This is a genomic window from Vibrio sp. McD22-P3 (assembly GCF_021568915.1).
In the GTDB taxonomy this organism is placed as follows: domain Bacteria; phylum Pseudomonadota; class Gammaproteobacteria; order Enterobacterales; family Vibrionaceae; genus Vibrio; species Vibrio mediterranei.
The window spans coordinates 1-11,967 of record NZ_JAKGTN010000045.1; the positions used below are offsets into that span (position 1 = coordinate 1).

Sequence of the window (11,967 nt, forward strand, 5' to 3'; positions counted from 1 at the left end):
GGAACTGTGAGCCTGTTGGCGAAGTCCACCTAAATCCAGAAAGAGAAGCTGCTTAATAAGCAAGCAAATGATGACAACTACCTTGAAAAACGCCGGTATGTAGGCACTTAAAGCATATTCGATAGGTGCAGGCTCGGTACCAATCAATAAACACAGCTAGGTGCATATCAAAAGCACTATGTCTGTATAGAAGTGTCAGGTCTGATCTGAAAAATTGATCTTGAACAAGTTATGCTAATGAGATGTTATATCCATGTATTCACATAACAGAGAGTAAAGGTATAAATATGGCACAAGTAACTTTCCAAGGTAACTCTGTAAGTATTGCGGGTTCTATTCCTGTCACTGGTGATTCTGCACCTGAGTTTTCTCTTACAGCGTCTGATTTATCGGACCTTACATTATCAAGTTTCTCAGGTAAAAACGTAATTCTTAACATCTTCCCAAGTATTGACACTCCAGTATGTGCCAACAGTGTAAGACGTTTCAATGAAGAAGCTGCGCAGCTAGAAGATACGCAGGTGATCTGTATTTCAGCTGATTTACCTTTTGCCGCTGGTCGGTTCTGTGAAATTGAAGGTATTGAGAATGTTCAGCATGCGTCCACCTTCCGTAGTGCAGATTTTGCAGAAACTTATGGAGTGGCGATTCCTGAAGGTGCTCTGCGAGGTTTGACGGCTCGTGCAATTGTATGTGTGAGTAAAGAAGGCGTGGTGACTCACAGCGAATTAGTTTCAGAGATAACTAACGAACCAAATTACGATGCTGCAATTGCGGCGATTCAACAATAAGTCTTAAGAAATAGTACGAGCTGCGAAGAGTATTAGTTTTTTATTGTTACTCTGTTGATTTATAGCTTTAGGTATCGAATCAAAGCGCCTCAGTCTATGGGGCGCTTTTTGATTTAATGAATCGTGGCTTACTGCTGTAGTGTCATTGTTTAGCCAGCATCTCTAGCAAGAGTTACTTGGCCGTTAACGCTACACCATCAAAGCGAATGCCATCCCAGCCATGCTGGATAAAGTTACGGATATTGGCATGGTCGCTGCCATTTGGATTTTTCAACACGTCATCACGATAGAACTGGCCGAAGCAAGCCAGAGTTGATGGTTCGTCTAATCCTTGTATCTGAGCAAAAGTAAAAATCTTACAAGAGCCATTGTTTTGTCCTGCCTGATTTTCGGTTTCTCCGTTTACAAAGCTTACTGGGCTAAAGTCAAAATGTTCGTCTATAACCTGCATCGTTTGCTCGAAAGTGACTTCATTAGGCTTAGCTGCCAGTAGCTTTAGAAATTTATCCATTTTACTTTATCCTTGATACTTGATTAGAGTCGCTACTATAACACCCAGCCAACAGAATGTGACGTTCTCTATATAGAAAAGTACTAGTTTACGGGGAGTTACGGTTCGTTCTTCGCAGTTTGTATGCCTGATGGCAGAGCTTTTAAAGCAGCCCATTGGTCCTTAAAATAAAAAAGCGAACCGATTAAGGTTCGCTTTTGAGTATCACTTGTGGCATAGTGATCACAGATAACTAAGATGGAAACTAGCTAGCTTTCTAAATCAGCCATCTGGAATACTTCTCAAAAATAACCAAGTTGCAAACTCCCACTGCTTAATGGCAAATGAAGCCATCAGGTTTAGTTAACTAAGTTGAAAACTCTCTCTTCAATAGAACTCTCTCACTTAGAGTGATTGTTCAGTTCGCAAAACCCGAACCGCACTTTACGAACTGTGAATTTCCACTACACAAGCAGTATGTAAACAGCTCAGAATACGAAATTTCTCTATTTTTGGGGTTGTTATGGATGGTTATGTCACTATGATTCCTAAAATTTGAGATTGGATTCATGTATTTGCTTCGTCAATGAAACCTAGTATTGAAATTGAAATACATATGAGTACTGTTTATGTATACAGTATCTCGGGGGTGTCATGTCATTAAAAAGTGTTAGACCAAAGAATGCGTATGTAAAGCTGTATTCTGAAGATGGTAGCGTAGGCTATTACCAAGAAGATGACATTTCAGGAGAGCATAGCCTTGTTAGTATAGAGAAGGCTATACGAATAGCCAAAGACAATCGCAAACTGCACAAGAAAAGGCACTATATGAGCTTGCATCCTAACCCAGATGATAGGTATCGGCTTAAAGTTCATACAGTAAATAAACAGTTCGAGCGTTACAGTAAAGGTGAATCTGAGTTGGATATTGATAGAGGTTATGACGAGTCGATGACTCATAAGTGTGCAGTTGAAGCTCTTTCAAGAATGCAGCACATGAAATTCATATTTGTTGGTGATTGTAAACATAAGCCTTTGGAATTTGACTTCACCTCTATACGGAAAGAGCCTTACTTGAACTTACCCAATAGTGCGACGTATTACCCTGATGTTCTTTGCACTTTCGAAGAAGATCATGAAATGTATGATCAATGGGGAGGCAAGTTGGCTATCGAAGTTAAGTACAAGCACGGTTGTGAATCTTACAAGATAGAAGATTTCATGTTTCACAATATACCAGTACTCGAATTATTCATAAAGAATGATACGTTTCGTCAGTTCCCTGCTGAAAGGCCAGATTGGCCAGAAGATCGCCTATGGGGCCCTGAATTAGTAGAAAAGCATATCAATGATCTCATTTCATACTTTGAAGAAGGTATATACGTAACTCTTATTGTTAACCCAATATCTACAAGGGTACACCATAAAGTAGTACGTAAATTAATTAGTGATTTCCATCAAGAGCAAAGTCTGTTGGAGCAACAAATTGATGAGTCTGATTCAAAAGTAAAGTTATTTTCGAATGAGTTGAACTCTGAGAGAGCCAGGATTCATAGGTTAAAGAGTGAAGTTGATTCATCTGAACAAAAACTTCAGCGTGTGCAGGATAGGAAGCAAGAAGAGATAGATAACCAGGCGCTAGCACTTGAAAAATTTCGAAATACGGCCTTGCTTGAAAAAAAGAAGAACCAGATTAAGAACTGGGTTGTGTATGCCTTTATAGCAACTATGGTTTTGCTACCTAATCTTGTTATTGCATCATTAAATGAGGTTTTTTCTATTATCTTCTTTGTACATAGTGAAATTGCTTCAATGCTTGGCATATCCTGATAAGACTGTAATGAATAGAGGTGGTACATATCTATTAGGCTTTTTGGAGCTATGTGCCCGAGTGTTCACCACCATCAATCGTCTTTTACAAAACAAGCTGATCGTTAAGAACAAAGTTGCTTTAGTTTGTCATGTTATGAGCACCCTACACTGCTTGTTAATGTTTTTAGCCGATTATCTATAGCTTCTCTGTGTTTTGGGTTTGAACATTTTTTTAGTGCTCTCTTGCAGTGCTGCCATGCCTTCACTGGGGAACCGCATTGCTCGTAGCATTTACTCAATAGTTCATGGTAAATAGATATTCGACTTATCCCATTTTGATCTTTGGATGCTTGATTAAAGCACTCCTTTGCGGTTCTTAATGCTGACTCATTCTGTTCATCTTCAAGGTAAGCTTTTGCAAGCTCATATAGAAGCCAGTGGTTTCTTTCGTTTTCGTCTATCCTGTGTACAGTTTTTATCGCTTTTTTGGGAACATTAGCAGAGGTGTAAGCTTTTGCGATCCCTCTAGCTGTAAATGAGTTTAGCGTAGGGTAATTACTTAATGCATCAGCAAAACGCAGGCTAGCTTCGTTTAAAGTTTCTTGCATAGATATTTTGTTCTCCCGATCAGCTTCAATAGCAGCATTGGTAAAAGCTTCGCAGGCGCTCAGCCATTGCCTTTCATCAATTTGAACAGGAGAAACAACGGTTATCTCTGGAACGAGCTCAGCGATGTACAGCGATTGCTCACTGTGGTTGTATCCAAAACAAGAGGTAAATGAAACAAACCCTTCATAAAATTGGTCAAGCCCTTCAAGTGCTGATAGTGCAATTATATTTGCGAGCTTTCTTACAGAGCCTTTCTGGGAATTGACATCATTCTTAACATTTAAATAAGATCTCAGGCGTGAGATAGTTGCTAGAGAAACACGCAATGGAACTGAGGTTGAATCATTAAGCATGCCTTGAATTAGGATGCGCATTGACTTTTCACCTATCAGTTTTATTTCTTTACTAGCTTCCCGCTGGCTACCGATATGAGCTATTTGGCCATGAGTAGCATGCCATTCAGGCTTTAGTTTTAGTAGCTTATTAAAAGATGCAAGAGCTGGCTTAAGTTCTCCGCATCTTCGAAGAGCTTTCCCTTGATGGTGAAAAAGCTCTGCCTTTAAGTCTTCCTCGGAGGTCGAAGTTAATAGATTGGCGTATGTGTCTGCACAGGTTTTGTAATAGTCCACCCGTGTAGCTTTGTCCTGAATAGTATAAGAGTGGATTTCCTTCGCATCGATAACACATTTTAGATAAGGCAAATCAAATGAAGTTGCAGATGTTAAGGGTAACTGGTGTAATCCATCGTAGAGTTCTGTTTTTCTGTCGCTCTCACATTGAAGGAGAGCGTAGTGAAGCCAGTCAGGGGCGCGAGGGCCTCTTCTTTCATGCTCTTGGTACAATTGCTTGAAGCAAAGATGTATTTGACGAATAACACTCGGCGTCATCTCACCTTTAAATTGAGCTACAAAACCTTCGATCTCTCTCGCGATACCGCTAAAATCAACTGATTCAAGAACTGATTGAGCCACCAGATCGTGAATTCTCAAAACGCCAGGCGCTTTTGTGGGGACAAGCAAAGAGAGCTTTTGTAAAGTGTTAACATTGAGAAGCCCGATGTACTTTTTAAGAAATTGAGCTTCGTGAGTGGATTGTCCTGAGTTAGAAATTTTTATAAGTGATTTAAGCGCTTTAGGCTCAAGTCTTGATAAGATTTTCCTAATTATAGATACGCCATTATCGTCATCGATCAGTTCAGGATCTTGCAGTATTTCTTTGTAAATATCGGCTTTGCCTATACCTTCATTTTCTGCAAGCTTTCTTGCCATGGACAGTATAAGAGGTGAGAAACGGCACTTGGAGACAAATTTTTCGCAATCTGATGTTGCAGTCTGATAAGGTTCTCCCAAAATTGCATACGCAACTGTTAGGGAAATCTGAGGTATAGGTAAGTATATTCTTGATGAAGGTTGTGTTAACTGAGAGGTTATTAAGACAATACTGCCCCTCTCGAATCCCTCGTCTAATTCAGCGAAAACACTTTTGTCGACTACTCGCTCTAAACTGTCAATTATTAAGATCGATTTTGTAGAGTTAAATAGTCCTGCAATGTTTATAGGCGCTCCTCCTCTGGAGCGCTGTATACTGGTCAAAGGCTTGTTTTCGGGCCAATCATCACCAGAAACCCAAACATAGTTTTGAAAGTCGTCAGTACACTTGTGTACAAAATCGATTGCTGCCTGAGTTTTCCCTGTGCCACTCAGCCCAGAAAGAACACATACTGGTTCTTTCTGGGTTATATGAGAAAGAATTTTATCTAAAACAGCATCATCCCGAACATGACCTTGGCAAAGGTGTGGTAGTTTCCCGTAATATTCATAGTTATCTAGATTTAAAGAAAACAAAGGGAAGAACTGTTTGTAGAAATCCGCAACGCTAGGGTTGCTAACTGATTGATCGTAAATACCTATAGCTAGCCTTCTAGCATCGACAAAGGTTAATAGATCCGTGTAACTTTTTGCTAAATCGGTGGTGTTGAATTTCTTTCTAAAGGAGTTTGGTTCTTCTTCGTTACTTATTAGGTATATTTTCTCGAGGACACATTTTTCGGCATGAGCAACGGCGTGCTTTATATCTTTTTCTATTTTATCAAACGTAGGAGATTTATCGGGCCCTGTGTGTTTGAAGTAGTTTTTCGCAGTGCTGTACTCTCCAACTATTGAAAAGTCATCAGAAAATGAGTCAACGGTGTAACCTACAGGTTTGTAATCTTTATTAAGACCGTGATGAATCATAGGCTTGCTTTCGTTAACAGCTATGAAGTTGTGACCTACTAGCTCTAGAGCTCGATCATCGAGATCTCCAATCTCTTCTATCAGTCCTTTGACTATTCGTTTTTTAATATGCTCATGCATTGCAAGAATTCCTTAAATTTGATGAATTCCAAAGCACCAGTTGGAGTGATGAATAGAAGTATTCATTATTGGAAGCTTCAATACGGCCTGCTAGCGCTGATTTTGTGATCGTTGTTTTTACTCCACTTTATACCTTTTGATATCCTTTTTCGAGTTTTGTTGTTTAGCGCTTGATTGCGTATGCATTCGGTGTTGTATTGTGTCGGTTTAGATGGGACGTAAGGTGGTCGATTGAAAATTTCAAACATGCATTTACAGGGTTTTCGTAATTACGAAGATACCAATATTGACTTCAATGAGAAAACTCTAGTAATTGGAGCTAACGACGTAGGTAAGTCAAACATGCTTCATGCACTGAGGCTATTGCTTGATAGAAGTTTTTCTGAGGCCGATGTTGAAGCGTCAGAGTTGGATTTTCATATTGGTAAAGAAGCTGTAAGCACTGAGCTTGTCATTACCGTAAAGTTTGATGACGTGACAGAGGAATCTGTCCTATCCACTTTGAAAGGATGTGTAAGTGATAAGGGGGAGGTTTATTTACAATACCGAGCAAGCAGAGATAGCCTCGAGCCGAGAATTTTAATGGGTGAATCTTTAGAGTCACTTGATGATTTCCCTAGAAGTAAGTACCTAAAATGTATGAGTCTGAAGTATGTTCAGTCTAAAAGAGACTTAGACAAGTTCATACAGAGAGAAAAGAAACAACTATTGAAGTATTCCCAACAGTCTCTATTGAAAGCTGAGTCTGAATCTGACGAAGCTTTAATGGCCGAGATTAGTGACGACTTGAAGTCTTTGAACAAGAAAGTGTCAGAGCTTAAGTATGTCGAAGCAGCGACAAAAGAAGTCAATATAGAGCTTAAAAAATTGGCACACCACAACAGTGATTATGAGGTGCAATTAGATACTGGAGCTATACAGGTTGGCGACTTTATTGAAAAGTTACAACTGGGTGCGAACACTAATGGCTCTGACGTCCTACTCGGGGGAGATGGGAGAAACAACCAGATACTACTGGCGTTATGGAAATCTCGAAGTAGCCGAGAAAATGCAGAAAACGATAGTGTAGTGTTCTATGTTATCGAAGAACCTGAAGCTCATTTGCATCCACATCAACAAAGGAAATTGGCCAACTATCTTGTCGAAGAGTTAAGTAGCCAGACAATCATCACTACTCATTCACCACAGATTGCAGAAGGCTTCAGTCCTGACTCAATTGTAAGGCTCTATGTAGAGGATGGAGAAACTTGGGCGGCTGATGATGGCTGTTCTGAGCGAATTAGTGATGCATGGGATGGGATGGGTTATCGAATGAGTATCATTCCTGCTGAGACTTTTTTTTCTAGTGGGGTGTTGTTGGTAGAAGGGCCATCTGAAGTGATTTTTTATCACGCACTTGCCAGAGAGCTTGGCTATGACTTAGATTTTCTGAACTTATCCATACTTTCTGTCGATGGCGTCGATTTTAGAGTGTTCATTGATATATTAGAAGGATTGGAGATTCCTGTAGTAATGAGGACAGATAACGACATTTCGAAAGTTCCGAAAAAGCCACTCTGGCAATATGCAGGTATTAATAGATGTATGTCGATCATCGGTAAGGAAAGCTGGGAGCACTCCACAGTTGAACTAACTCCTGCTGAGATGCCTGAATCGGACTGGCAAGCTGTGAGTGAACTATGTGAAGACTATAATGTATTCCTTTCTCGAGTAGATCTTGAAACGGACTTAACTAGGGAATTCTCTGAACCTACTTTGAAAGCGCTCAATAAGGAAACTGAGGCAGCGGCTATAAAATACCTGCAAGACAAGAAAGCGGTTAGAATGCGAGAATTAGCAATTGCGCTGCGTGGAAAAATGAGCGATTTAAATAGTTGTAACATTGCCAAACCACTAATCGCATTGATAGAGACAATTGAGTGATGATTGTTTTGAACCTAACCGACCAACAAAGAGATGCTGTTAACTATCAGGATGGTAGTGCCGTAATCACTGCTTGTCCTGGAAGTGGTAAAACAACAGTTGTAAAAGAGAAAGTTCGATCCTTGACTCCCACGCTTCCGAATTATAAAGGTGTTATCGGAATATCATTCACAAATAAAGCGAGCACGGAACTTAAACAAAAGTGTGAGGCAGGCGGGCATGACACAAAGGCTAGTTACTTTGGCACGATAGATAGCTTTTGTTTCAGTGAATTGATAGCTCCATTTCTAGCTAGATTGTGGGGGGGAGTAGTTGCAGATTGTGATGTAGTTAAGAAACTGTCTGAAGAGCAAAGTAAACAACTAAATGAGAATTATCAGGCCCCAACATGCACAGATGTAGTGAGTGATCATGGGTTTAAGTCTCTTTATGAGCAAAATGTACTATGGATGAACTCCTTTTCTGGCCTCGCATTGTTTGTATTGAAAAATTCGGAGGGGGCTAGGAGATATATTAAGGCTCGATACACACACGTATTTGTTGATGAGTATCAGGATAGCTCACTTGCTCAGCATGAGTTATTCCTTGAGTTGGTAGAGCTCGGTTTGGTCGGTATTGCAGTAGGTGATAACGATCAATCCATATATGCATTTAGGGGAGGCGACCCAAAGTTGCTCGACGGGCTAACTCAAGAAGGATCTGGTTTTAAGCACTTTGAGATTGATTTGAATCATCGGAGTCATCCCTCTATCGTTAACTATGCCAGCCGTTTAAAAAGACCTTCGTGTGATTTGCTAGAGCATGAAGAAGGTGATGTCCGTATCGTTCGGCTACTTCTTGACGGATGGTTACCGAAATCATCGTCAACAGTGTCGGGCTTGATAAATGAGTGGATAGCTGAAAAAAAATATGAAGTAGTTTGTGCCTCAGATATTGCTATTTTGGCGAAGACAGAAAGAATTTTGAAGTTAGTATCTGAGAATCTAGAGCTGCCAAACAGATTGTACGTTGATACTAAACTTGATGGCATTGGTACTGTGGCATCAGATTTTATAACAGCTTTACTTGAGTACAAGTATGGAAAAATCGTCGGTGCGCAAGAAATATGCGACAAGTTTATAAGATCCAGACTTTTCTATGTTCGTAGTCGAAATAGCAATATCAGAGATAAGGTTCGTACGCTGAGGCAAGAGGATGACCCCACAAAAATAGTATCTATAGTCGGTGAGTTAGCTGAGTTATTTGACTTGGAGGTAAAATCTGGAGAGTTAGAAGCTTTGACTGAAATACTGTCTGATGATGTAGCACTAAAATCATACAGGCCGATAGATGGCGAAGAAGTGCAGATAATGACTTTGCATAAATCTAAAGGTCTGGAGTTTAAAGTTGTACTTCATTTGGGTTTGGAGGAGTGGAGCTTTCCTTATCGCAGATATACAGGAAATTGGAACGATCCTCCGCAATACCCAGACTTGCAACAGGAAACTAACCTTCATTATGTAGGAATTACCCGTGCAGAAGAACTCTGTGTTTTATGTCAATGTGAATTGCGTGAGAATGCTCGTGGGGAACTAAAAACTTCTGCACCTTCATATTTCTTAGGCTTAGCACAACTGAATGGTTTATACGTAGACTCACTTCCTAAGTGACTTTTTATGATTTAGTTATGCAGTTTATATTTTTGGGCGCTTCCCCCTCTCTCCGTCAATACGGAGTGAGGGGCTAATTGTTAGCATGTGCTCAAACTTAATAGTTTTTTTCTCAATAACTCGTTCACCTGGCCTCAACCAGCCCTAAAAGAACATCTCGAACAATGGATTCTAAACCAAATTACATGGCTTAGTGGTTACATATTTGGTGCTTCTAGCCTTGGCTTAACGTCGTTTGTTCTATTTTGCTATCGATTTCTCGATTTTTTGCTCTGCTTTTTGTATGGCTAGAGGTAGGTGTTTGCGGTTTTTGAGTAATGAGTGCTTGTACTTCAATTGTCTTTCTACATGCGAAATTGAGCGAGCGCTCTGTACTTTGAGTTCAATAAGTTTGGCTAACTCTATATCAACCTCTCGCCAATCGACAGCAGGGTAAAACTTGGGTTGTGACTTCTTTGGTAAGTGCTGGTTCAGCCAATCTTTGTCATATCGAAATAGCCACATATAGCACTTGCTTGAATATTTAATCTCTGTTCGAGTTAATGTTGGGTTTTGGGAAATGATTTTCTGGAGTGTTTGACGATATTGATGTCGTTTTTGGCAGAACCAGAGTCGTTTTCTCCATGCGGATAATCCTGACATTGCATTAATTTGCTGTTCTACAGTACCAACGCTAACACCGCATAATTTGGCGATATCTCGTCTATGGATCCCGCGGAAAGCGAGTCTAAATATTTGGTCGACCAGTGCATCGTTGAGTCTTTTAAATCGATGCTTGATTGTGACCCCATTGCGTTGCGCCATGGCTGCCAAAAAGCCAACCGAACATCCTGTCGCCTTGGCGACAGAACGAAGCGAGTTTCCTGAGGTCAACTTGGATAGACAGACACGAGGCTTATGAGATTCTCGACTACAATAATTCGAGACTTGATTAGTTTGTCGAAAGTAACACTTGGCGTTCTTCGCAAAGAAAGCACCAACCAATGCATGCTGTATGTAATGGTTGTAGTGGTCGTTTAGGAGAAGGCACCTTAAGAAATTGAACTGATATAGTTTCGAAGGCAGTAGCTTTGCACCAGCAAATAGAGGAGCCCAAAAGTCTTGTAGACGATTAACTGCTTCTGATTGCCTGATCTGTCCTTTCTGAGTTAACAAGTGGGTCTTATTCATCCAAGATGAGTGAGACGGTGTAGGAATATGCTCGGATGGACGTTCGCATTCATAGCGATGCCAACTACTGATGAATTGCGATAACCTCAATGCTCGTTCTAAACAAAGATCAGAACCATGGAAACATCTATCGTAAGGTGTTGGTGGTAGTTCGATGCGTTTGTTAAGACCATCGGCATCTGTCGGTGTATATTGCAGCCAGCAGGCATGCTTTGGACAAACGAACATACCGCAATACTGATGTACGGTACGCCAAATACCATGCCCCCATTTCAATGTGTCGTCCTCAAGGCATTGCGGACAGAGTTTTAGTGCGCTTTTAAACCGTAACCGAGAAGAGGTAGTACGTGATAAAACCGCGATGTGACTGCCATCATTGCTCAACATGTGCCATCTAAGTCTTGCTTTGCTTTTGTTATCTTGAAGGCAAGCGCCGACAACAGGGAAACAAGTACCGTTAAACAATAACCTTTCCGCGTCTATTGAGGTCTTTTTGGCAACTTGTTCAAGCATGCAAGGAAGCTGTGGGTTGATGCGAACATCTGTGCGCCCTAGGAGATCTCGGTTTTTTTCGCGTAGCGAGCGTCTTGGTGAGGCTGCGTGGTATCGCGCAACAAGACTATAAAAGGCTTCACCAGTTATTTCGTGCAGGTACATAGGTCTATAACTGTCCTGTAGCAACCAGCATGAGAATGTAGATCAGTGGTGGACTAAATCTGTTTGTTGAAGTCGATAAAAATAAGCGTGTTGTCCTCATAGTAGGAGAAATTATGTGATCATTTGCTTTCCTCGTATTCGAGAAGTACTGCTCTAGAGCGCCTTTCCCTAGAGTCATGAAAATTTCTTTGTACCAATCGCCACAAGCTTTCTTAAAAGCCAACGTATCAGTTTGCTCAAGCGTAAACCCCATGTGTGCTAACGTACTTTGTTGCACGGATTCAAGGCATAGGGTGAGCGTTTGCTCGTTTAACGCCAACATAAGCTGTTCAACTTTTAGCATTGTTTCATCATAATACGCTCCCTGACTTATCATGCTGGAACCACAGCTCGGACAGATTAATGTTGGGGTTTCCCCCTCTGGCAGGATTGTTGTCACTGTTAAAATTTAACCAGTATGGGCGGTATTGAGTAAACTTTGTCTCGTATACCAGCAGAAAGAAAAGAAGCCA

8 protein-coding genes are annotated in these 11,967 nt (G+C 40.7%); 4 read left to right on the plus strand and 4 right to left on the minus strand.

Annotated elements, in window-relative coordinates; genetic code table 11:
* Nucleotides 1–287 precede the first annotated feature (287 nt).
* Entirely contained in the window at nucleotides 288–791 is a 504-nt protein-coding gene (tpx, locus tag L2W36_RS26810; RefSeq protein ID WP_236112015.1) for a thiol peroxidase, read from the plus strand.
* A 172-nt stretch (nucleotides 792–963) separates the two neighbouring features.
* Here the strand turns inward: tpx and L2W36_RS26815 are convergent, their stop codons facing one another.
* Nucleotides 964–1,302: a HopJ type III effector protein gene (locus L2W36_RS26815; protein WP_236112016.1), complete on the minus strand. Its 339-nt coding sequence runs from the start codon at nucleotides 1,300–1,302 to the stop codon at nucleotides 964–966.
* A gap of 633 nt (nucleotides 1,303–1,935) precedes the next feature.
* Between L2W36_RS26815 and L2W36_RS26820 the strand changes: the two genes are divergently transcribed.
* Nucleotides 1,936–3,111: a hypothetical protein gene (locus tag L2W36_RS26820; RefSeq protein WP_236112017.1), complete on the plus strand. Its 1,176-nt coding sequence runs from the start codon at nucleotides 1,936–1,938 to the stop codon at nucleotides 3,109–3,111.
* 134 nt (nucleotides 3,112–3,245) lie between these two features.
* On the opposite strand, the gene L2W36_RS26825 is transcribed toward L2W36_RS26820, so the two are convergent.
* Nucleotides 3,246–6,056 (minus strand): tetratricopeptide repeat protein, encoded by a 2,811-nt coding sequence (locus tag L2W36_RS26825; protein ID WP_236112018.1) that lies wholly within the window; start codon nucleotides 6,054–6,056, stop codon nucleotides 3,246–3,248.
* A 231-nt stretch (nucleotides 6,057–6,287) separates the two neighbouring features.
* On the opposite strand from L2W36_RS26825, the gene L2W36_RS26830 reads away from it, so the two are divergent.
* Both L2W36_RS26830 and L2W36_RS26835 read left to right on the plus strand, forming a co-directional pair.
* A complete protein-coding gene (locus L2W36_RS26830) occupies nucleotides 6,288–7,979 on the plus strand; it encodes an ATP-dependent nuclease (protein WP_236112019.1) in 1,692 nt (563 codons plus the stop codon).
* On the plus strand, nucleotides 7,979–9,628 hold the full coding sequence (locus L2W36_RS26835; RefSeq protein WP_236112022.1) for a UvrD-helicase domain-containing protein: 1,650 nt from the start codon (nucleotides 7,979–7,981) through the stop codon (nucleotides 9,626–9,628). Before L2W36_RS26830 ends, L2W36_RS26835 begins: the two co-directional genes overlap by 1 nt.
* A gap of 240 nt (nucleotides 9,629–9,868) precedes the next feature.
* Here the strand turns inward: L2W36_RS26835 and L2W36_RS26840 are convergent, their stop codons facing one another.
* Both L2W36_RS26840 and L2W36_RS26845 read right to left on the minus strand, forming a co-directional pair.
* The gene (locus tag L2W36_RS26840) at nucleotides 9,869–11,455 is read right to left on the minus strand and encodes a TnsD family Tn7-like transposition protein (RefSeq protein ID WP_236112020.1); all 1,587 of its coding nucleotides are present in this window, start codon (nucleotides 11,453–11,455) and stop codon (nucleotides 9,869–9,871) included.
* Nucleotides 11,456–11,459: 4 nt separating this feature from the next.
* A complete protein-coding gene (locus L2W36_RS26845; protein ID WP_236112021.1) occupies nucleotides 11,460–11,798 on the minus strand; it encodes a hypothetical protein in 339 nt (112 codons plus the stop codon).
* Nucleotides 11,799–11,967 lie beyond the last annotated feature (169 nt).

Excerpts from the sequence above, each read along its gene's own strand:
- L2W36_RS26815 (WP_236112016.1), bottom strand. The coding sequence starts at position 1,302 with ATGGATAAATTTCTAAAGCTACTGGCAGCTAAGCCTAATGAAGTCACT.
- L2W36_RS26825 (WP_236112018.1), bottom strand. The coding sequence starts at position 6,056 with ATGCATGAGCATATTAAAAAACGAATAGTCAAAGGACTGATAGAAGAG.
- L2W36_RS26835 (WP_236112022.1), top strand. The coding sequence starts at position 7,979 with ATGATTGTTTTGAACCTAACCGACCAACAAAGAGATGCTGTTAACTAT.
- tpx (WP_236112015.1), top strand. The coding sequence starts at position 288 with ATGGCACAAGTAACTTTCCAAGGTAACTCTGTAAGTATTGCGGGTTCT.
- L2W36_RS26840 (WP_236112020.1), bottom strand. The coding sequence starts at position 11,455 with ATGTACCTGCACGAAATAACTGGTGAAGCCTTTTATAGTCTTGTTGCG.
- L2W36_RS26845 (WP_236112021.1), bottom strand. The coding sequence starts at position 11,798 with ATGCTAAAAGTTGAACAGCTTATGTTGGCGTTAAACGAGCAAACGCTC.
- L2W36_RS26820 (WP_236112017.1), top strand. The coding sequence starts at position 1,936 with ATGTCATTAAAAAGTGTTAGACCAAAGAATGCGTATGTAAAGCTGTAT.